This window comes from Xanthomonas sp. NCPPB 3570, assembly GCF_056725115.1.
Genome location: NZ_CM161513.1, coordinates 90,824 through 112,003, shown reverse-complemented (window position 1 = coordinate 112,003; position 21,180 = coordinate 90,824). Strand labels below are relative to the sequence as shown.

Here is a 21,180-nt window from a genome sequence, read left to right as displayed (position 1 = left end):
CGTCATCGGGAACGCCCGTCGCGGCTGAAGCCGCTCCTACGCGACAGAGAGATACAGCGGTCTCCGCGCGATAAAGCCGGACACCGCTTCGCATCGACCCGCACAAGCGCCGTGCCATACCGCGCCACAGGCATAGCTTTGCTGCACTGCATTCGGCGACACTGCCGGGCTTGTCACTTCCGCACCCGAGGCCCGCATGTCGTTCCTGTTCCGGCGCAAGTCGCTCGATCTGGTCACCGTCCACGAGGCCGGCCGCCGGCTGGTGCCCTCGCTGAGCTGGCCGCATCTGGTGGCGCTGGGCATCGGCGCGATCGTCGGCACCGGCATCTACACCCTGATCGGCACTGGCGCGCAGCTGGCCGGGCCGGCGGTGCTGGTGTCTTTCGCGGTGGCCGGGGCGATCTGCGCCTGCGCCGCGCTGGCCTATGCGGAGATGGCGACGATGATGCCGGCCGCCGGCAGCGCCTACACCTACAGCTACGTCGCGCTGGGCGAGGCGATCGCCTGGGTGGTGGGCTGGAGCCTGATCCTGGAGTACTCGCTGGTGGTCAGCACGGTGGCGGTGGGCTGGTCCGGGTATTTCGTCGGCTTCCTGCACTGGGCCAGTGCGCAGACCGGCATGGACCTGAACCTGCCGGCGGCGCTGATCGCCGGGCCGCATGCCGGCGGCATCGTCAACCTGCCGGCGGTGCTGATCACCTTCGCCGTGGCCGGCTTGCTGATGGCCGGCACCAAGGAAAGCGCCACGCTCAACGCGGTGCTGGTGGTGCTGAAGCTGATCGCGCTGGGCATCTTCGTGGCGGTGGCGCTGCCGGCGTTCCAGAGCGCCAACCTGCACCCGTTCATGCCCTATGGCTTCCCCAAGTCGGTGAGCGCCGACGGCGCCGTGCACGGGGTGATGGCCGCGGCGGCGATCATCTTCTTCGCCTTCTACGGCTTCGATGCGATCTCCACCGCCGCCGAGGAAACCAAGAACCCCAAGCGCGACCTGGCCATCGGCATCGTCGGCTCGATGATCGGCTGCACCCTGATCTACATCCTGGTGGCGCTGGCCGCGGTCGGCGCGATGCGCTACGACGTGTTCGGCGCCAGCGCCGAGCCGCTGGCATTGATCCTGCGCCAGTTGGGCCAGCCCGATGCGGCGGCGGTGATCGGCGCGGTCGCAGTGATCGCGCTGCCGACCGTGCTGCTGGCGTTCCTGTACGGGCAGAGCCGGATCTTCTTCGTGATGTCGCGCGACGGCCTGCTGCCGCGCGGGCTGTCCAAGGTCAACGCGCGCACCGGCACGCCGGTGGCGACCACGCTGTTCACCGCCGCGCTGGTGGCGGCGCTGGCCGGCGTGGCGCGGCTGGACGAGATCGCCGCGCTGGCCAATGCCGGCACCCTGGCCGCCTTCATCGCCGTGGCCGCCTGCATGCTGGTCCTGCGCCGCCGCGAACCCGGCCGCGCCCGCACCTTCCGCACGCCGCTGGCGTGGCTGGTCGGGCCGCTGGCGATCGGCGGCTGTGTGTACCTGTTCTGGAGCCTGCCGGATACCACGAAGATCTGGTTCGGGCTGTGGAACGCGCTGGGCGTGGTCGCCTACCTGCTGTACGGCCGCCGCAACAGCCTGCTGCAGCGCGCGCAGACCCCGCGATGAGTCCGCAATTCCAGGCTGCCCTGGCACGCCACATCGGCAGTGCCTATGCACGCCAGCTGGCGCTGGCCGACGTGCTGGCCGAGCGGCGCTGGCAGGTGGACCTGGGCGAAGGCCGGGTGCACTTCGGCGAGGATCTGTCGTTTCCGTTGCAGTTGCTGGGCACCGCCGCCGAGGCCAGCGCCAGTTGGCTGTGGGCCTGGGCCAACACCGCCAGCAACCTGCCGCCGGCCCTGCTGGCCGACGCGGCCGCGCTACGCGCGTACGGCGAGCGCGAAGGCATCGAGGAACTGGTCACCCCGTCCTGGGCAGTGGGCGAGGACGCCGGCCACCATGTCGCCCTGCTCGCCGGCGCCCTGCGCGGGCGCTGCTACTACCGCGCGCCGTACGACGGCGGTGCGCTGTTCTTCCTGCTCGAGGACGTGCCGGCCGCGGTCTTCGCGCCTTGCGACGACGCCCGCGTGCTGCGCCTGCTCGGCGAATTGCCGATGCAGTTCGAACTCGACCACCGGGCCATGACCGACGGCTTCCTGGCCGACCAGGGCTTTGCGCTGCAGCGCGAATCCGCGCAGACCGTGGCGATCCGTGGCAACAGCCGCATCGTCCTGGCGTTCGATGCGCAGGAGCGGCTGACCGGCGTGAAAGGGCAACTGGCCCCGGCGCAGGCCGCCGCCGCGGCGGTCACGGCGAAGCCGGCGCCTGCCTGGCAATTCTGGAAGCGTAGACGCTGACTGACGTAGCGGCGCGACGCATGCTCGCGACGCCACACCCGGCCATTACCACCAACGCACGCCTTCGAACGGGTTCCAGCTGACGCTGCCCTTGCGCTGGTCCAGGTAGTAGGCGTAGTTGGCGGCCATGCCGACCAGCAGCGAGTAGGCGATGCCCAGGCCGCGGCCGAGCGCGTCAGGCAGGAACGCCGCGACGATGCCCAGCACCAGCGAGATGCCGATCAGCCCCAACGCCTTGCGCCACATGCCGAGGACGAAGAAGTAGATGAAGCCGAAGAACAGGGCGAAGAAGTTCATGTTGATCTTCAACCGCTCCATGAACGGCAGCGCCTTGAACGCGGCCTTGTACTCGGGCGTGGAGGGGGCGCCGTACCGGTCGAAGAAGTCGAAGCGAAACTGCCACTTGGGGCTGAGCGGGGCGCGTTGCGGGAGATTGGGGGTTTCCATGGCGGGAGCATCCGTGTTGTAAACGTTTTCAGTTTACCTGAATGGGGCGGCGTGCGCCAAATGGGCGCGGGCTGTAGCACCAGTTTGGTGCGGGAACGGAAGTTGGGATTGGGGATTGGGGATTGGGGATTGGGGATTGGGGATTGGGGATTGGGGATTGGGGATTGGGGATGGCGAAAGCGGGCCCGGCGCGGACCTATGCCTGCCTTGAGACGGGCTCCCTACCTCAGCTGGGACAACCGCCGGTTCATCGCGTCGGGACTGAAGTCCCTCCCACAAGGCCTTCCTGTGCGTGGCGTATCCGCTGGCGAAATGCCCCCCTGTGGGAGCGGCTTCAGCCGCGACGCGCGGAGCAGCGACCTCGCGGGGGCCATGCGGCAATCACCGGTCATCTATTGCGCGCGGGGAACGCCAAGGCGCCGGCCCAGCGCGATCGCTGCAGCCACGTTGCGTGCCGCCGCGCGCAGGGCATCCGCGGCGTCGGCCAGCGCGGCCTCGCGGGTGGACACCCGCTGCACCGCGCCGAACAACGCGTCGATCCCCTGCGCATGCAGGTCCGCCGCGCCGTCGCCCAGGCCGCCGGCGATGGCCAGCACCGGCACGCCGTGACGTCGCGCGATGCGGGCGAGGCCGACCGGCACCTTGCCCTGCGCGCTCTGCCCGTCCAGGCGGCCCTCGCCGGTGACCAGCAGATCGGCGCCGGCCAGGTGCGCTTCCAGCCCCAGCGCCTGCGCGACGATCTCCACGCCCGGGCGCAGGCGCGCGCCGAGGAAGGCGACCAGGGCCGCGCCGATGCCACCGCCGGCGCCCGCACCGGGCAGCGACGCCACCGCCACGCCCAGGGTCCGTTCGATCGCCTCGGCGTAGTGCCGCAACCCGGCATCGAGTTCGGCGATCATCGCCGGGGTGGCGCCCTTCTGCGGCCCGAACACCGCCGAGGCGCCGCTCGGCCCGGTCAGCGGGTTGTCGACGTCGCAGGCGACCTCGATGGTGCAGTCGCGCAGCCGCGGGTCCAGCCCGTCCAGGTCGATACGCGCCAGCGCGCCCAGCGCCGCGCCGCCGGCGGCCAGGTCACGGCCGTGCGCATCCAGCAGGCGCACGCCCAGGGCCTGCGCCATGCCGGCGCCGCCGTCGTTGCTGGCGCTGCCGCCGATGCCGATGAGCAGCCGGCGCGCGCCGGCATCCAGCGCGGCCAGGATCAGTTCGCCGACGCCGCGGGTGCCGGTCAGGCGCGGATCGCGCACATGCGGCGGCACCAGCATCAGCCCGCTGGCCGCGGCCATCTCGATCAGCGCGGTGTCGCCGTCCTCGCTCAACCCGAACTGCGCCGCCACCGGTTCACCCAGCGGGCCGGTCACCGTGCAGGCGACCCGGCGTCCACCAGCGCCGGCCACCAGCGCGTCCACCGTCCCTTCGCCACCATCGGCGAACGGCAGCAGCACGTACTGTGCGTCCGGGAACACGCTGCGGAAGCCGGCCGCGATCTGCGCCGCGGCCTGCGCCGCCGACAGGCTCTCCTTGAATGCGTCCGGGGCGATGACGATCTTCATGCAGCTGCGGCGGCGAACGCCGGCCGGCGCGCCCGGATCAGGCCGTCACGCAGGCATCGCGGTTCGGCCTGGCGCATGCGCGGCGCGCTAGTCCAGCACGCGGCAGAACACCGCCTTGAGGTAGCGCGATTCCTGCACGTGGGCCATGAACGGGTGATCGGCGCCGGCGCCGGCCACCTTCAGGATCTGGATGGTGTGGCCGGAGAAGTAGGCGGCGCGGCGCAGCATGTCCAGGAACTCGTGCTCGGCGACCAGGCCGGTGCAGGAGAAGGTGGCGAACAGGCCGCCCGGGGCGACCACGCCCAGCGCCAGCTTGTTCATGTCCAGGTACTTCTTCAGCGCCGGGATCACCTGGTCGCGGTCGCGGGTCATCTTGGCCGGATCCAGGATCACCACGTCGTACTGGTCGCCGCGGGCAGCGGCATCGCGCAGGTACGGGAAGATGTCGGCCTGCACGAACTTGGGCCGCACGTCGTTGAGGCGGGCGTTGCCCTTGGCGATCTCGATCACGTCCTCGTCGATGTCCACGCCGACCACCTCGGTGGCGCCGCGGACCTTGGCGTAGACCGCGAAACCGCCGGTGTTGCAGCACAGGTCGAGCACGCGTTTGCCCTCCACCTGCTGGCTGAGCCACTGCCGGTTCTCGCGCTGGTCGGCGAAGAAGCCGGTCTTGTGCGCGCCGGCCGGGTCGGCGCGGAAGCGCACGCCGTATTCGCTGATGATCGCCGGCTCCGGGCGCTCTCCGCTGCTGGACACCGGCCGGTAGTCGAAGCTCTCCTGCTTCTGCACGTGCTCCTCGGCGAAGCTGTAGAAGCGCGCGCCGGGGAACTGCGCGCGCAGCGCGGCGTAGATCCACTCGCGGTGGCGGAACATGCCGGCGCTGAAGAATTCCACCACCAGCAGGTCGCCGTAGCGATCCACCACCAGCCCAGACAGCCCGTCGCCCTCGGCATGCACCACGCGCCAGGCGTCGCTGACCGCGTCCAGCTTGAGCACGTCACGGCGCAGCGACACCGCCTCGGCGATCTTGCGCGCGAACCACGATTCGTCGACCGCGATGTCGGGGTGGGTCTCGAGGATGCGCACGGCGATGCGCGAGTGGCCGTTGTAGAAGCCGCGGCCGATCCAGTCGCCATCCACCCCGACCACGTCCACCAGCGCGCCCGGCTTGGGCCTGGCGGCGGGTTTTTCGACCAGTTTCTGGAAGATCCAAGGATGGCTGGAGCGCCAGGCGTTCTTGAGGCGGACTACGGGCAGGGGACTATTCATGAACGCCATTGTAGCCGCCCCGATTGACGGCACCGCCGGCAGCCGCAAGAATGCCCTCAGAAGGGGAGTAGCTCCCGACGTTGTCGCCGTCAATTCGAGCCCGCGGGCTCCGGTGCAACGGCAACCGGTCCGCCGGTTGCGAGCGAGACCTTCGCCGCAGTGGCGAAGGCACCCTCTGGACGACATCCGTCGTCTCCGTCCGGAACGCCTCCGCCAACGCGGCCCCGAGGTTCCCTGTTCACTGACGGAAGATTCCCAATGGAAACGATAGGCAACGTGTGGTTGTGGAGCGGTTTCGCGATCGTGGTGGTCGTGGCGCTGCTGGCGGACCTGGTGCTGATGCGCCACGGCGGTCCGCACAAGGTCACCTTCAAGGAAGCGCTGTGGTGGAGCATCGGCTGGATCGCGCTGGCGCTGGCGTTCAACGCGGGCCTGTGGTGGTACCTGCGCGAGACCATCGATGTGGCCACCGGCAACCGCCTGGGGCTTGAGTTCCTGACCGGCTACCTGGTCGAGAAGTCGCTGGCGGTCGACAACATCTTCGTGTTCCTGATGATCATGAGCTACTTCGCGGTGCCGGAGGAGCAGCGCCAGCGCGTGCTGGTGATCGGCGTGCTCGGCGCGATCGTGCTGCGCGCGGTGATGATCTTCGCCGGCTCGGTGCTGCTGACCAAGTTCCACTGGCTGCTGTACGTGTTCGGCGCGTTCCTGCTGCTGACCGGCATCAAGATGTGGTTCTCCGCGGGCAAGGAGCCCGACCTGGAAGCCAACCCGGTGCTGCGCTTCATGCGCAAGCATCTGCGCCTGACCCCGCAGTACCACGGCAACGCGCTGAGCGTGACCCAGGAAGGCAAGCGCTGGTTCACCCCGCTGTTCGCGGTGCTGATGCTGATCGCGATCACCGACGTGATCTTCGCGGTGGACAGCATCCCGGCGATCTTCGCGATCACCACCGACCCGTTCATCGTGCTGACCTCCAACGTGTTCGCGGTGCTGGGCCTGCGCGCGATGTTCTTCCTGCTGGCGGGCATGGCCGACCGCTTCCACCTGCTGCCCTACGGCCTGGCGATCGTGCTTGTGTTCATCGGCACCAAGATGCTGATCATCGACCTGTACAAGATCCCGGTGCTGGTGTCGCTGCTGGCGGTGGCGGTGGTGATCGGCGCCACCGTGGTGCTGAGCCTGCTGCGCCCGGCCAAGCCGGCGCACTGACCCGGCACCTGTGCCGCGGCCGCGGATTGTCCCGCGGTCGCGGCCAGTCCCTCCCACCGGCGGCGCCTTGCCTTGGACGCCCGGCGCCGCCATCCAGGGAGCATGGACACCTCTTCGCTCCCCTCGCCCACGCCCGAGCCCGAGGCGCAGGGCCGCTTCGACCGCGCGCGGATCCTGCGCGCGTTCAATGTCAGCCTGGCCTTCGTAGCGGTGCTGGTGGCGGTGTTCGCCAGCCAGGGCCTGTTCGACTGGCGGCCCTGGGCGGTCGCCCCGCATACGGCCGCGGGCCTGCTCGGCGTGCTCACCGCGCCGCTGTTGCATGGCTCGCTCGAGCATCTGGGGGCCAATGCCGGCGCCCTGCTGATCCTGGGCACCCTGGCCGGCAGCGTGTATCCGCGCGCCACCCTGGCCGGGCTGCCCTTGCTGTGGCTGGGCTCGGGCCTGGGCGCCTGGTGGCTCGGCGACCCCGGCAGCCATCACCTGGGCGCCAGCGGCGTCGCCCACGGCCTGCTGTTCCTGGTGTTCGTGCTTGCACTGCTGCGCCGCGACCGCGCGGCGATCGCCGCCAGCATGATCGCCTTCCTGTTCTACGGCGGCATGCTGGTGACGGTGCTGCCGCACGAGGACGGGGTGTCCTGGCAATCCCACCTGGGCGGCGCGGTGGGCGGGGTGGTCGCGGCGCTGCTGCTGCGCCACCGCGATCCGCTGCCGCCGCGCAAGCGCTACAGCTGGGAGGACGAGGAAGACACCGACGACCTCCTCGTCGCCGACGACGAACTGGAACCGCCACCGCCGACCCAGGTGCCGGTGCTGTGGCAGCCGCCCCAGGCGCCGCGCGGGGTCGTGCTGCGCTTCCCACCGCGTGGGGAGCGTGACGGGGGCTGAGGTGCGGCCGGACGTGCGTTGGTATCCGTAGGAGCGGCTTCAGCCGCGACGCCTTCCCGGGAATGTCCCTCACGGCTGAAGCCGCCCCTACAGCAGTCGGGCGCCGCGGCATGCCGTCACGGGCGACCCGTCGCGGCATCGCGCCGTACACTGACCGATCCGCCGTCGCTGTCCGAGTTCGCATGTCCGTGTCGCACGCCTGCCGTTCCCGCTCCGCCGCCGCCGTGCTGGCGCTCGCCCTGGCCGCCTGCAGCGGCCCCGCGCTGCGTGCGCCGGCACCTGTGCCGGCCAAGGCGGTGGGCTACCTGCCGGCCGCGGCGGTGCCGGACAGCCTGCAGTTGCTGCCGGCACCCCCGGCGGCCGGCTCGCCGGGCGAGGCCTTGGACCTGGCGGTCAACCGCGAGGCGCTGGCCATGCGCGGCAGCGCGCGCTGGCAGCAGGCCGCGCGCGATGCCGATCTGAGCTTCCCGAACGGTGCCGGCCAGTTCGCCTGCGCGCTGGGCGTGGCGATCGACGCGCAGCACACCCCACACCTGTACACCCTGCTGGAGCGCAGCCGCATCGACGCCAGCGCTGCCACCAAGGCGGCCAAGCGCCAGTACCAGCGCGCGCGGCCGTTCCTGCGCAACCAGCAGGCGGTGTGCACCCCGGACGATCTGGACGACCTGCGCCAGAGCGGCTCGTATCCGTCCGGGCACAGCGCCATCGGCTGGGCGTGGGCGCTGATCTTGAGCGAGATCGCGCCCGAACGCGCCGATGCGCTGATCGCGCGCGGCCGTAACTACGGCGAGAGCCGGCTGGTGTGCAACGTGCACTGGCAAAGCGACGTGCTCGCCGGCCGCTTCATGGGCGCGGCCACGGTGGCGCGGCTGCACGACGATCCGGCCTTCCGCACCGACCTGGCCGCGGCCCGCGGCGAGATCGCCGCCGCGCGCGCGGCCGGGCGCGTGCCGGCCGACGACTGCGCCGCGGAAGCCGGCGTCCTGCAGGTGCGGCCGGCCAGCGCGCTGTAGGCACGGCGTTCGGCCGCCCGCACCGCCCCCTGTCTTTGGGCAGATGCGAACGGTCCGGGACGGCAGGCTAGACTCGCGCGACTTCTCTCCAAGGACCTGCACCCATGACCCAGTGGTATTTCCTGACCGGCAGCGAACAGACCCGCTCCGGCCCGTTCGACGATGCCGACGCGGTCGCCTTCGCCCGCAACAACCCCACGGCGCTGGCCTGGTGCCAGGGCCAGAGCGGCTGGCTGCCGGTGGCGCAGATCGCCGCGCTGCGGGGCGGCGCGTCCTTCCTGCCGCCGGGCCTGCCGCCGTTGCCCACCGCCGCCAGCCGCGCCGACCAGATCGACTACCGCATCGTCGGCCACGAGATGCAGTTCGTGGAGATCGAGTTGGACCCGGGTGAGAGCGCGGTGGCCGAAGCCGGCGCACTGATGTTCAAGGACGCGGCGGTGCGGATGGACACCGTGTTCGGCGACGGCTCCAACGCCGACCAGGGTGGGCTGATGGGCAAGCTGCTGTCGGCCGGCAAGCGCCTGGTCACCGGCGAGAGCCTGTTCACCACCGTGTTCACCCACCAGGGCCACGGCAAGGCCAAGGTCGCCTTCGCCGCGCCCTACCCCGGCACGGTGCTGGCGATGAAACTGGACCAGCACGGCGGCCGCCTGATCTGCCAGAAGGACAGCTTCCTGGCCGGCGCGCGCGGGGTCTCGCTGGGCATCCACTTCCAGCGCAAGGTCATGACCGGCCTGTTCGGCGGCGAAGGTTTCATCATGCAGAAGCTCGAGGGCGACGGCTGGGTGTTCGTGCACGCCGGCGGCTGCGTGGTCGAGCGCGAACTGGCCGCCGGCGAGCGGCTGGACGTGGACACTGGCTGCGTGGTCGCGTTCCACGCCTCGGTGGACATGGACGTGCGCCCGGTCACCGGCATCAAGAGCATGTTCTTCGGCGGCGAAGGCATGTTCCTGGCCACCCTGACCGGCCCCGGCAAGGTCTGGCTGCAGTCGCTGCCGTTCTCGCGCCTGGCCGGACGCATGCTCGCCGCCGCACCGCAAGGCGGCGGGCAGAACCGCGGCGAAGGCTCGGTGCTGGGCGACTTCGGCCGGATCCTGGACGGCGACAACAGGTTCTAAGACGGCATGCTCAGCCCCTCTCCCCCCGGGAGAGGGGTTGGGGTGAGGGTGCGGGCGCAGCGCTCACGGGATCAGGCGGCTCCGGAACGTCCAAGCGCCCACACCATGACCTCCAGTCGTGGGCGGTGCAGGAGGATGCCGCTATGCTCGCGCCGGCTCCTTCCTCCTTTCCGCGACGCTTCCATGACCGTGTTCCGTTCCCCGCGCCTGCTGCTGTCCCTGTCCCTGTTCGGCCTGCTTGCCGCCTGCGGCGGCGAACCCAAGCCGGCCCCGCCGGCCCCGGTGGTGACCGGACCGGCGCCGCTGCCCGCGCCGGCGGCCAAGCCGCTGCGCATCGGCATCGCCCTGGGCGGCGGTGCGGCCAAGGGCTTCGCCCACATCGGCGTGATCAAGATGCTGCAGGCCAACGGCCTGGAGCCGACGGTGGTGTCCGGCACCAGCGCCGGCAGCGTGGTCGGCGCGCTGTACGCCAGCGGCATGGACGCGTTCCAGATGCAGCAGGCGGCGGTGGCGCTGGACGAAAGCAGCATCCGCGACATGCGCCTGTTCTCCGGCGGCCTGGTGCAGGGCCAGGCGCTGCAGGACTACGTCAACGCCCAGCTCAAGGGCAAGCCGATCGAAAAGCTGGCCAAGCCGTTCGCCGCGGTCGCCACGCGGCTGGAAGACGGCGAGCGCACCGTGTTCGTGCGCGGCAACGCCGGCCAGGCGGTGCGTGCCTCCAGCAGCATCCCTGGCGTGTTCGAACCGGTGACCATCGGCAAGTTCCACTACGTGGACGGCGGCGTGGTCAGCCCGGTGCCGGTGGACGCGGCGCGCCAGCTCGGCGCCGACTTCGTCATTGCCGTGGACATCTCCAGCAAGGCCAGCGGCAAGAACCCGGGCAGCATGCTCGGCACCGTCAACCAGTCGATCGCGATCATGGGCCAACGCCTGGGCCAGCAGGAACTGGGCCGCGCCGACATCGTGATCCGGCCCAAGGTCAACGACATCGGCGCGGCCGATTTCGCCCAGCGCAACGCCGCGATCCTGGAAGGCGAGAAGGCCGCGCTGGCGGCGATGCCGCAGATCAAGGCCAAGCTGGCGCAACTGCAGCAGCAACGCAGCGACGCCGCCGCGGCGGCGGCAAAGGCCGCGCAACCGGCGCCGCCGCCGTGCGAACCGCAGTCGCGGCTGGGCCGCCTGCTGCGCCGCGACGACCCCTGCAAGCCCAAGGACTGAGGCGTCGCTCCCCTCTCCCACCGGGAGAGAACCGCGGGTGAGGGTAAGCGCACCAGTCACATTGCAGAACCGCGCGCGCCGCTGTGACGCCTGGCGTGGGACGCACAGCAGTCGCCTCCCGCATGCGCCCTGCGGACATGACCACAGGTCCCGCAGGCGTCGCGTCGCTCAGATCCGCGGCACCGCACTCTGCCGTTGCGCGTCCTGCTGGTGGACATCCTGATGCAGGGCGACCTGCTGCGCCTGGACCAATGCCTGCTGCCGATCGAACTCGGCAAGCCGCTCGAAGGACTGCGCTACCGGCGTGCGGATCGCCTCTTCGGTGGACATGTGAGCGCGCACGTGCGCCGGATCCTTCGGATCGCCCTGCACGACGAACACCAACTCGCCCGGCTGCGCCGTGCGCCCGCGCTCGCTCAACAGTACGTGATCCACCCGCTGCAGACCGTTGCGTGCGGCAAGGTCGGTGACGCTGGCCGCCATGCAGGCGCTGTCCGCATCGGGGCTGCGTCCCAACTGCCGATCCAGCGCCTGGGTACCGGCGGCGCACTGCTGGTACAGCGCATGGCGCGGATGGCCTGGCTCGGCGGGATCGGACGTGCGCGCGGCCTGCGCGACCGCCGGTCCCGCCTGCACCGGATCGGCTTCGGCCAGCGTCTGCGGGCTGCGCAGGATCGGCTGGTGGCGATACGGATCCTCGGGGTGGAACTGTTCGCGCAATTGCTGGCGCTCCAGGCGCAGCGCACGAGTGTCGTCGAGCTCGCGCAGCTGTTGCGGGTCGCGCACCGGCTGGGCGATGGTCTGCTCGCCACCGGACACCCAATTGGTCCATTGCCCGGTTCGCGCATCGCGCTCGTAATAGAAGCTCTGTGCGCCGATCCGTTCCGGATCGGTGATCGGCCGTGCTTCGTGCGCAAGCAGGCGCGCGGCGGTCATGCGTGCGGTGTAGGACACCATATCGAGTTGCGCGTCGTCGTACTTGCGCACGTCGTTCATGGTGAAACCGGCGCGGCTCAAGCCGAGTGCGGAGTTGTCGAGCATCATCGTCCAGACCTTTTCCGCCTCGGGCTCGCCACCATGGCGGCGCGCGGCGTCGAGCAGTTCGCGCGGCGTCCAGCCGTTGGGGTTGATGTGATGCTTCTGGAAGGTGGCGTCGTGGACGGCTTCGACGTCCTTGACCGGAAGATTCAGAGCCTGCGCGGGTTGGCCATTGTCGAAGTAGCTTCGCCGACTCTCGAAGTCGCTCTTCATCAAATCAATGCCGAATTTGTTCCATTGCCGTTCGCTCATCGGGACACCGTCACGACGGGCCTGGCTCTCGGCGAACGCGTTTGCCGTGGCGCCTGGTGCGTTATCGTTGCGGACGACACCGAGCGCGAGCAACCCGTAGCCGTCATTGCCTTGTTTGTTTGCGAGGTAGTTCCAATAAAGCTCTCGATTTCCCTGTTCGGCGTAGTAACCGAGAACTGCGAGATCGCGCTTGTCCAGACCACTCATTCCCAGAACTCCTTTGCCGTTTGCCTACAGAACTACCTGTTCTGCGCCCGATTCCCTTTCACCATGAACTTCTCCAGATAGCTACGCGCTGCATCCTCGATTCTCTTCCAGTCCGGCAATGCCGCGCGCACGTAGCGCACCTCCACGAGCGTCCTGACGTCGGGAAGCACGAAGATATGACGGCACTCTGGAAGTTCGGCGTCTTGGCTACGCACCAGTTTTCCTTTCTGGTACTCCACACCGGTTTCGGTCACTACATGCGAGGTGCATTTGATGAAGGTGCGAATTTGGCCATGCGCATCCCGTTCGACGTACCAATCATCGTGCTCCTCTGCGTTGAGCGCAGGCGCCGACGCCCGGTATCCTTTCGCCTTGTAGTAGGCAAACACTTTCGGAAGATCCGCATAGTAGGGCGTCAGCCCATACACCGGGCTTTGCCTGAGACGGCTCTGCAGATGCTCTGCCGGATTCTCCTTGTCCGCGGAATAGCCGGTATAGCGCCTGCGTAGCGCCTCATGCACGTCCACCCGATCCAAATAGTGATACCCGATATCGACCGTCCGCGTCGACACATCCAGGCTCAGATGCGCGCGTTCGCCCGGCGCGAACGGCTGCAGCGACGGGTATTCCAGGTACAGGCCGAAGCTGTCGTCAAAGTTCGGCCCCATCTGGTCGCCGAAGTAGTTGGCCGGAATGCGTAGCTTGTACGGACCCAGGCATGCCTCCATCAGTGGGGGCGGCGTCTTGAACGGATCCTGTGGGCCGAGCTGGCGCTGTCTCACGCAGCCCTGGGCATTGGTGGAGGTGGCCGCCGGCGTGTCGGCAGAGCCGGACTGTGCGCACCCTGCCAGGGGCAGGATGCCGGCAAGCAACAAGCACTGAGCCAAGCGCGTGGCGGGTCGCATCTGCATCCTCCGATGATGGCGGCGGCAGTATAGACGCGCGATGCCGGCCATCGGCACGCATCGCCACGGCGACCAGCGGCGCAGCAATGCCTGGCTGCGCGAAGGGCGTCCTTGCCCGTCATGCGCCGCAGCTCAGTACCGCCAGCGCAATGTAAAGCTGACGAACCGCGGCTCGCCGTAGTTCTGGTAATCCAGGTTGGCCCAGTACTTCTTGTTCAGCGCGTTGGTCACCGCCAGGGTCGCGGTCCACTGCGAGCTGAGCTGGTAGTTGGCGTTGAAGTGCACCAGCGCGTACGGATCCTGCACCACGGTGACCGGGCGCGTGGCGGCGCTGCCGTCGCCGACCGGGCGCTGGATGTTGTAGCCGCGCACCGCGCTCTGCCAGCTCACGCCGCCGCCCAGGCTCAGGCGCTGCCAGGCGCCGGGCAGGCGCACCTGGGTGGACAGCTGCAGGTAGTCTTCCGGCAGGTTGGCGTAGATCGCATCGGTCGGCGCGCGGGTGACCTTGGCGCGGGTGTAGCCGGCGTTGAGCGTCCAGCCCGGGCGCAGTTCGCCGTTGTATTCCACTTCCCAGCCGCGGCTCTTGGTGCCGTCGACGCCGATGTAGGCCGAACTGCCGTCGGGCAGCGAGGCCTCGGGCTGGGTCATGTCGCGCACCGCGTAGTTGTCCTGCCTGGCCTCGAACACCGCCGCGCTGAGCAGCGCGCGGCCGTCGGCCAGCTGCGCCTTGACACCCGCTTCCAGGTTGGAGCCTTGCACCGGCGCCAGCAGGTTGTTGTCCTTGTCCTTGTAGTTCTGCGGATTGAAGATCTCGGTGTAGCTGGCGTAGGTGGAGATGGCCGGGGTGATGTCGTAGACCAGGCCGACGTAGGGCGTGACCTCGTCGCTGACCCGGTAGCGGCCGCTGGTGCCGGTGTAGCTGCCATCGGCGGCGAAGGACTGGGTGCGGGTCTGCCAGGAACTCAGGCGCGCGCCGGCGATCAACGACAGCGGCTCGGCCAAGCGCAGGCGGGTGGAGGCGTACACGCCGCGCTGGGTGGTGCGTGCCTCGCGCCGCGCACCGGTGCGGGTGGTGGTGATCTGGCCCACGTCGCCGCGCCAGTCGTAGACGTTGGGGATGTAGTAGCAGCGCTCGCGGCCGCAGGTGGTCCAGTCGCCCGGATAGCGCTGCGCCAGGGTCGGCGTGGTCGACTGCAGGTCCTGCCAGCTGCCGCCGAGGACCACGTCGTGGTCGCGGCCGAACAGCGGGAACGAACCGGACAGGTACACGTCCAGGCCGTCGCGGGTGTCGGTGGTCCGACCGGCGGCCGCGCGCAGGTAGATGCCGCTGCCGTCGCGCTTGGGATAGCCGCTGCCGTACACGCGCAGGTTGTTGACCTCGCCTTCGGTGCGCGCCAGGTTGACCTTCAGCAGCCAGTTCTCGCCGAAGCGCTGTTCCAGGTTGGCGAAGGTGGTGTGGGTGTTGCGCTGCCAGCGCGTCCACTTCGGCGCCAGGTTGGTGGACGTGGGCAGGTCGGCGTACGCACCGTCGGCGAAGAAGTACGGCACCGTGCCCCAGGTCGCGCCGACCGGGTCGTTGTCCTGGCGCTGGTAGCCGACGGTGACCGTGGTGCTGTCGGTCAGGTCGCCTTCCAGCACCGCCATGCCGGACATCTTCTGGTCGCTGTAGTGGTCGTAGTAGTAGCCGCGGTCCTGCCAGGCGGCGACGAAGCGGCTGCGGAAGCGGCCGTCGGCGGTCAGCGGCGCGGTGACGTCGGCCTGGGTGCGGCGGAAGTCCCACGTGCCGAGCGAGGCCGCGAACGCGGCATCGAAGGTCTTGCCCGGGCGCTTGCGCAGCAGGTTGACCGTGGCCGAGGGAATGCCGGCGCCGCTGAGCAGGCCGTTGGCGCCGCGGATCACCTCGACGCGGTCGTAGAAGACCATGTCGTATTCCTGGTTGGTGGAACCGCTGTAGGTGGGCAGGCCGTCGACCTGGAAGTCGGTGATCTGGAAGCCGCGCGCGAAGTACAACGGGCGCTGGGTGTCGTAGAAGGAGACGTTGACGCCGGTGACGTTGCGCATCACGTCGTTGATGCTGAACAGCGATTCCTCTTCCAGCCGCTGCTGGCCCAGCACGCTCACCGACTGCGGCGTCTCCTGCAGCGTCAGCGGCAGACGGGTGGTGGTGGACGGCTGCGCGCGCGACGGGCTGCCGCTGACCTCGACCTTGTCCAGCGTGGTCGGCTGCATGTCGTCAGCGGCCTCGGCCTCGGCGGCGAGCAACGGTGCCGAGGCGGCGGAGAGCACGGACAGCACGGCGAGGGACAGCAGGCGGCGTGGAGCGGAGGAAAGCATGGATCGATCTCGCGAAGTTTGGGCACGGGCGACACGGTCGCGCCGCGGGTGGCGGGAAAAGGACAGGCGCAGCCGCACTCCACGGCGGGGAACCGGCGTGGCTGGCCCGGCAGGGCTGGCGGAGGGGCTGTGGCCGTGGATGGCTGTCGCAGAACGCAAATGTAAATCGTTAGCAACAACTTAACAAGGGCGGCCATGCGCCGACACGCGGCGACACATCCGTGGCAGTCCCGCTAGCCGCGCGGCAACGGCAGGCCGGCGAAGTCCTTGACCGTGCGCAGCACGAAGCTGGAATTGACGTCGGCGACGCCGGCGGCATTGAGCAACTTGTCCAGCAGGAACGCGGAGAAGTGCGCCAGATCGCGGACGTAGACGTGCAGCAGGTAATCCATGTCGCCGGTCAGTGCATGGCAGGCGACCACCTCGTCCCAGCCCTGCACGCTGTCGGCGAAATGGGCGATGCCGCTCTGCCCGTGCTTTTCCAACTGCACGCGGACGAAGGCCTGCAGGCCCAGGCCGATCGCCGCCGGCACCAACCGCGCGGCGTAGCCGGCGACCACGCCCTCGGCCTCAAGCCGCTGCACCCGGCGCAGGCAGGCCGACGGCGACAGGTTCACCTGCGCGGCCAGCTCGGCGTTGCTGGCGCGGCCCTCGCGCTGCAGCAGGGCGAGCAGGCGCAGGTCAGTGCGGTCGAAGGTCGGCGATCCGGTCATTTATTGCTCTGCAGCATGGCTTCTACGCAACAATCTTGCGCACAGCGCGCGGAACCGCGCAACTTCGCAAGCCCATTGCGCGGCTGCACGCCTACCATCTTGGCTATTCCTTTCCGGAGCGTCGACCATGGACACCGCACCGCGCCGCGTCGAACACCAGCAGACCGACAAGGGCTACGTGCCGGTCTACACCACGTCGGTGGTGGCCCAGCCCTGGGAGCGCTACAGCGCCGACGACCATTCCACCTGGGGCACGCTGTACGCGCGCCAGCGCGAGTTGCTGGTCGGCCGCGCATGCGACGAGTTCCTGCAGGCGCAGGACGCGATGGGCATGACGCCGCAGGCGATCCCGCGCTTCGACGACCTCAACGCGGTGCTGCAGGCGACCACCGGCTGGACGCTGGTCGGCGTCGAAGGGCTGCTGCCGGAACTGGACTTCTTCGACCACCTGGCCAACCGCCGCTTCCCGGTGACCTGGTGGATCCGCCGTCCCGAGCAGATCGACTACATCGCCGAGCCGGACCTGTTCCACGACCTGTTCGGCCACGTGCCGCTGCTGATGAATCCGCTGTTCGCCGACTACATGCAGGCCTATGGCCGCGGCGGAGTGAAGGCGCACGCGATCGGCCCGGACGCGCTGCAGAACCTGACCCGGCTGTACTGGTACACGGCGGAGTTCGGCCTGATCGACACCCCGGACGGCCTGCGCATCTACGGCGCCGGCATCGTCTCGTCCAAGGGCGAATCGCTGTACTCGCTGGAGTCGGACGCGCCCAACCGCATCGGCTTCGACCTGCAGCGGATCATGCGCACCCGCTACCGCATCGACACCTACCAGAAGACCTACTTCGTCATCGGCAGCTTCGAACAGCTGATGCAGGCGACCGCGCCGGACTTCACCCCGATCTACGCGGCGCTGGCCGACCAGGCGCATCTGCCGGCCGGCCAGGTGCAAGCACAGGACCGCGTGTTCCATGCCGGCAGCGGCGAAGGCTGGGCGGACGGCGGCGACGTTTGAATCGCGGCACTGCCCGTCCCCGCCAAACCTGACGGAGACGGGGCATGGCGCCGGCTCAGTCGGTGCCGTACTTCGGGTTGTAGGGGCCGTACAACAAGCCGCCAGGGTGGCCGGCGGACAGCAGACGCTGGCTGGCCACGTTCCCCATCTGATGCCCTTGGTCGGTGACTTGGTTGACGACCTGATTGATCGCAGCCGTCACCAGCATTCCGACCAGGCCGCCCCCGGCGTTGTTCTGATTTTCGCCGCTCGACGCCTGTGCCTGGCCCTGCCACAGCACCGTCCCGGTGCGCAGATCCACCAGCTTGGCGTTGGCCGAGACCACGACCACGCTGTTGATGATCTGGTAGACGGCACCGTACTTTTCCACGGTGATGTACAGCGCGGCGTCGGCCCCGAAGATTTCCCGCAACTTCTCCGGAGACACCGCCTGTGCTTCATCCGCCACGGTGATGCCGTTCTGCTTGAAGGTCTCGTAGACCGGCGCCACCGGCATCACGTAGTAGCCCGCTTCGGCCAGCGGCAGCGTGGTGACCGACAGCACGCTCAGGCTGGCGTTGACGTCCGGGGCATGGCTGACCGGCGGCAGGACCAGGATCGACCGCGGCTTGCTGGCCTTGTACGCGCTGTAATCGCGCGACATCGGCTGCGTCGCGCAGGCGCTAAGCAGCAGACCGAGCACGGCCACACAGGCCATTCTTGCGACGTTCTTCATTGCGCGCTCCTCGCATTGCTGGCGTTCTTCAACAACAGATCGATGTAGGTGCCGGACTCGGGGTATTGCGTCTTCTCGGCGAGGAGCTCCTGCTGCGCTTTGGCATCGTTGCCGGTTTCGGCGTACAGCATGCCCAGATGCGCCTGCAGTCCCGGCGGCGGCCTGCGGTTGGCGGCCTGCATCACCTGCAGGTCCTTTTCCAGCGCCTGGATCTGCTGTTCCGGGCTACCGCCCTTGAAGTGGCTGTAGACCTGATCCTGGTAGCTGCCCCACTGGTAGAGCGAGGCGCTCTGGTGGGCGCAGCCGACCAGCGCGAGCATGGCGCAGGCGCCGAGCCAGAACCGCGTGCGGACATTGAAGGTATTCATGTGCGAGGGTCCGTTGCGGGTCACTTGACCGGCTTCCAGGCGCCGGAGTCGATCGCGGCGGTGAGATTGTTGACAGCCTCGCGGATCGCCAGATCCAGGACTTTGCCGTTGAGCGTGGAGTCGTAGCTGGAGGTCCCGCCGAAGCCGACGACCTCGCGGTTGGACAAGGTGTACTCGCCGCCGCCCTGCACCGAATACACCACTTCGGACGTCGCGCTATCGACCACGTTCAGGCTGACCTTGGCATAGGCCTGCTGCTGCTTGCCACGGCCGAGAATGCCGAACAGCTGCGTATCGCCGGTCTCCTTGCGGCCGAACTCGGTCACGTCGCCGGTGACGACGTAGTCGGCGCCCTTGAGTTGCTGCGCCTGGCCCTTGATCTGCGCTTCCTGCTTGATCTCGCCCATGTTGTCGCGATCCAGCACGCGGAAACGATTGGTCTGCTGCAGATGGGTGATCAGGATGGTCTTGGCCTGGCTGCCCAGGCGATCCGCACCATCGGAAAACAGACCGCGCATGAAGGACGAGCGATTGTCGAACTTGCCCACCGCGATCGGCGCCCGCGCGCCGGCATAGGGAACGCTCGCCGCTGCCACGGTCTGCGGCCTGACGCTCTGATGGGTTTCGGTGGCACAACCGGCCAAGGCCAGTGCGATTGCCAGCCCGGTGGCTCCCTTGATCACAACATTCTTCATTCATTACCCCTTGTTGGTGCAGCGACGAAAAAAAAGGTTTGCCGGCGCCCAGCCTCAGGCATGCGCGGACATCGCGCATGGCCCCCATGCACGCCCTTGGCGAACGTTGGCAAACAGAACAGCAGACATGCGATGTCGGTCCATGACCATCCTGCGCAGTGCAGGGAAAGAAAGATCCATGTCGTCCCGCCGACACAGCGAGACCTAGCCAGTTGTCCGATATCGGCGGCGTCACCAGGAACTTTAGGGCGCAATGGCACGAACGCATCAACCCGCACCGGCGCATCGCGGGTGCTTCTTGCATGCCGACCCGAAGCTTAGATGCGAAGCGGCGGGCGCGCATGGGCTTGCGCGCACCGGCAAATCGGATTCGGCCCGATCCCGCACCGCGCCTCCGAGCCCCAGGCTGTGCAGCGAGCGACATCGGTGCGCCACGACGCGGACACCCCGGATTCCCGGACGCTCCCGTCCAACACGTGTTGGCGGCCCTTTGCGTCGGGAGAATCCTCATGCTCATTTATGTCGGCCTGGACGGCGATCAAGCGGATCAGCGCGGCGCCAAGCTGAAGGCCCTGCAATCCCACTTCGGCGAAACCCAGTCGCATGCCTTGACCCTGCTCGATGCGACGTCGCTGTCGCCCAGCAACAAGACGCGCGGCAAGCGCCTGGTGATCAATTCGCACGGCAACGTCAACGTCTTTGCCGGGCTGACGCCGGAGGCGTTCCTGCAGCAACTTTTGAACAAGGGGCTGGGCAAGGACTCGTTCGAGGAGATCGTGCTGATGGCGTGCCAGGTCGGCGCACAGAGCCAGACCAACTCCATCGCCAACAACTTCGCCAAGGACCTGAAGCGCTTGCTGGTCGGCCACGGCATCCTCGCCAAGCTGTATGCGCCTCGCGGCACCCTGACCTATGTCGTGCACACCGAGCAGAAGCTGGGCCAGACGTTCTACGTGGTGGACAGCATGCATATCGCCTGCCCAGAGCGTAACTATCCGCTGGCCGAAGGCCTGCTGTTGGTGCAGTAAGACCGTATGCAGAACGCCCCGCAGATGCGGGGCATTTTGCGAACAGCGCCCGGGCGCGCCCGCCCGGGCATCTAAACGACCTTACGCCGCCGCGGCCTCGGCCTTGCCCAGCACGCCGGCGACGAAGGCGCGCAGGTCGGCGTCCTTGGCGTTGTCGAAGAAGCACTGCTGGAAACGCGCGCCGCCCACGGCCTGCTTGACCAGTTCCGGGTCCAGCGCGCGCAGGCCGTCCAGGTAGGACTTGGCCAGGGCCTGCTTGACCTGGGTCAGGATGCCGGCATTGGCCTGCTGCGATTCGCGGCGCTCGGCCGGGTAGCCCATGCCGCGCTCGCCGCTGAAGGCCTTCTCGAAGATGTAGCGCACGTTGATCTCCGCGCCCCAGCCGTAGCCCTTGGCGAAGGCCAGCGCCAGCGCGTTGCCGTTGTTGACCTGGGCGAACAGGTAGGCGTCGGTCGGCTCGATGCAGTAGCCGCAGAACACGCCCGGGTGCGCGTTGAGCGACATCATCGCGCCTTGGCCGGTGCCGCAGCCGGCGACCACGAAGTCAACCGCGCCGGCGTTGAGCAGCAGGCCGGCGCAGATGCCCAGGTGGATGTAGGTCAGGCGGTGGTCGGCGTCGCCGTCCATGCCGACGTTGAACACGCTGTGGCCCTGGGCGGCGGCGACGTCGTTGAGCTGCTGCAGGATCACCGGGTTCTTGGCGGCCTGGCTGAACTCGTTCATTAGGGCGATTTTCATGGGGGTCCTTTGGGGTGGGGGATTGGTGGTGGGCAGGGTGGTTTGGTTGGGATGGGTCGGCGGAGGGCGTACCCTCATCCGCCCTGACGG

At 68.6% G+C, this 21,180-nt stretch carries 20 protein-coding genes; 9 read left to right on the top strand and 11 right to left on the bottom strand.

All coding sequences use genetic code 11. The annotated features are described in order from the left end of the window. Window positions 1-196: 196 nt before the first annotated feature. Window positions 197-1,639, top strand: coding sequence for an amino acid permease (locus AC1PLR_RS00520; RefSeq protein WP_481102309.1), 1,443 nt, complete (start codon window positions 197-199; stop codon window positions 1,637-1,639). Continuing rightward, window positions 1,636-2,367 carry a DUF6882 domain-containing protein gene (locus AC1PLR_RS00515; protein WP_481102308.1) on the top strand — a complete coding sequence of 244 codons (732 nt, stop codon included), beginning with the start codon at window positions 1,636-1,638 and terminating at the stop codon, window positions 2,365-2,367. Before AC1PLR_RS00520 ends, AC1PLR_RS00515 begins: the two co-directional genes overlap by 4 nt. A gap of 45 nt (window positions 2,368-2,412) precedes the next feature. On the opposite strand, the gene AC1PLR_RS00510 is transcribed toward AC1PLR_RS00515, so the two are convergent. The 3 genes from AC1PLR_RS00510 to AC1PLR_RS00500 form a co-directional block, all read right to left on the bottom strand. Then, on the bottom strand, window positions 2,413-2,814 hold the full coding sequence (locus tag AC1PLR_RS00510; protein ID WP_010343033.1) for a DUF2628 domain-containing protein: 402 nt from the start codon (window positions 2,812-2,814) through the stop codon (window positions 2,413-2,415). Between the two features lie 392 nt (window positions 2,815-3,206). Continuing rightward, complete coding sequence (locus tag AC1PLR_RS00505) at window positions 3,207-4,364, bottom strand: glycerate kinase (protein WP_481102307.1); 1,158 nt, start codon at window positions 4,362-4,364, stop codon at window positions 3,207-3,209. A gap of 87 nt (window positions 4,365-4,451) precedes the next feature. Next, window positions 4,452-5,633, bottom strand: a complete 1,182-nt coding sequence (locus tag AC1PLR_RS00500; protein WP_481102306.1) for a class I SAM-dependent rRNA methyltransferase — start codon at window positions 5,631-5,633, stop codon at window positions 4,452-4,454. Between the two features lie 258 nt (window positions 5,634-5,891). On the opposite strand from AC1PLR_RS00500, the gene AC1PLR_RS00495 reads away from it, so the two are divergent. The 5 genes from AC1PLR_RS00495 (at window position 5,892) to AC1PLR_RS00475 (ending at window position 11,079) form a co-directional block, all read left to right on the top strand. After that, complete coding sequence (locus tag AC1PLR_RS00495; RefSeq protein WP_017913055.1) at window positions 5,892-6,845, top strand: TerC family protein; 954 nt, start codon at window positions 5,892-5,894, stop codon at window positions 6,843-6,845. 102 nt (window positions 6,846-6,947) lie between these two features. After that, entirely contained in the window at window positions 6,948-7,730 is a 783-nt protein-coding gene (locus AC1PLR_RS00490; RefSeq protein ID WP_481102305.1) for a rhomboid family intramembrane serine protease, read from the top strand. 182 nt (window positions 7,731-7,912) lie between these two features. Next, window positions 7,913-8,743 (top strand): acid phosphatase, encoded by an 831-nt coding sequence (locus AC1PLR_RS00485; protein ID WP_481102304.1) that lies wholly within the window; start codon window positions 7,913-7,915, stop codon window positions 8,741-8,743. Between the two features lie 104 nt (window positions 8,744-8,847). Beyond that, window positions 8,848-9,861, top strand: coding sequence for a TIGR00266 family protein (locus AC1PLR_RS00480; RefSeq protein ID WP_481102303.1), 1,014 nt, complete (start codon window positions 8,848-8,850; stop codon window positions 9,859-9,861). 183 nt (window positions 9,862-10,044) lie between these two features. Next, the gene (locus AC1PLR_RS00475; protein ID WP_481102302.1) at window positions 10,045-11,079 is read left to right on the top strand and encodes a patatin-like phospholipase family protein; all 1,035 of its coding nucleotides are present in this window, start codon (window positions 10,045-10,047) and stop codon (window positions 11,077-11,079) included. A gap of 168 nt (window positions 11,080-11,247) precedes the next feature. Here AC1PLR_RS00475 and AC1PLR_RS00470 read toward each other — a convergent pair whose 3' ends face one another. The 4 genes from AC1PLR_RS00470 to AC1PLR_RS00455 form a co-directional block, all read right to left on the bottom strand. Beyond that, entirely contained in the window at window positions 11,248-12,576 is a 1,329-nt protein-coding gene (locus tag AC1PLR_RS00470) for an XVIPCD domain-containing protein (protein WP_481102301.1), read from the bottom strand. Between the two features lie 32 nt (window positions 12,577-12,608). Continuing rightward, on the bottom strand, window positions 12,609-13,481 hold the full coding sequence (locus AC1PLR_RS00465; RefSeq protein WP_481102300.1) for a hypothetical protein: 873 nt from the start codon (window positions 13,479-13,481) through the stop codon (window positions 12,609-12,611). A 132-nt stretch (window positions 13,482-13,613) separates the two neighbouring features. Next, the gene (locus AC1PLR_RS00460; protein ID WP_481102299.1) at window positions 13,614-15,815 is read right to left on the bottom strand and encodes a TonB-dependent siderophore receptor; all 2,202 of its coding nucleotides are present in this window, start codon (window positions 15,813-15,815) and stop codon (window positions 13,614-13,616) included. A 233-nt stretch (window positions 15,816-16,048) separates the two neighbouring features. Further along, window positions 16,049-16,528 (bottom strand): Lrp/AsnC family transcriptional regulator, encoded by a 480-nt coding sequence (locus AC1PLR_RS00455; protein ID WP_010343045.1) that lies wholly within the window; start codon window positions 16,526-16,528, stop codon window positions 16,049-16,051. A gap of 127 nt (window positions 16,529-16,655) precedes the next feature. Between AC1PLR_RS00455 and phhA the strand changes: the two genes are divergently transcribed. Then, a complete protein-coding gene (gene phhA, locus AC1PLR_RS00450) occupies window positions 16,656-17,546 on the top strand; it encodes a phenylalanine 4-monooxygenase (protein ID WP_481102298.1) in 891 nt (296 codons plus the stop codon). 55 nt (window positions 17,547-17,601) lie between these two features. Here the strand turns inward: phhA and AC1PLR_RS00445 are convergent, their stop codons facing one another. From AC1PLR_RS00445 to AC1PLR_RS00435, 3 genes are read right to left on the bottom strand one after another with little or no spacing between them, the layout of a single operon-like run. Further along, entirely contained in the window at window positions 17,602-18,261 is a 660-nt protein-coding gene (locus tag AC1PLR_RS00445) for a DUF799 domain-containing protein (RefSeq protein WP_167522045.1), read from the bottom strand. Beyond that, entirely contained in the window at window positions 18,258-18,629 is a 372-nt protein-coding gene (locus AC1PLR_RS00440) for a DUF4810 domain-containing protein (RefSeq protein ID WP_481102297.1), read from the bottom strand. Before AC1PLR_RS00440 ends, AC1PLR_RS00445 begins: the two co-directional genes overlap by 4 nt. A gap of 20 nt (window positions 18,630-18,649) precedes the next feature. Beyond that, window positions 18,650-19,324: a CsgG/HfaB family protein gene (locus AC1PLR_RS00435; protein ID WP_481102296.1), complete on the bottom strand. Its 675-nt coding sequence runs from the start codon at window positions 19,322-19,324 to the stop codon at window positions 18,650-18,652. A gap of 509 nt (window positions 19,325-19,833) precedes the next feature. Here AC1PLR_RS00435 and AC1PLR_RS00430 point away from each other — a divergent pair. Continuing rightward, entirely contained in the window at window positions 19,834-20,352 is a 519-nt protein-coding gene (locus AC1PLR_RS00430; protein ID WP_010343052.1) for a hypothetical protein, read from the top strand. Between the two features lie 81 nt (window positions 20,353-20,433). Here AC1PLR_RS00430 and AC1PLR_RS00425 read toward each other — a convergent pair whose 3' ends face one another. Further along, entirely contained in the window at window positions 20,434-21,090 is a 657-nt protein-coding gene (locus tag AC1PLR_RS00425; protein ID WP_481102295.1) for an RpiB/LacA/LacB family sugar-phosphate isomerase, read from the bottom strand. Window positions 21,091-21,180 lie beyond the last annotated feature (90 nt).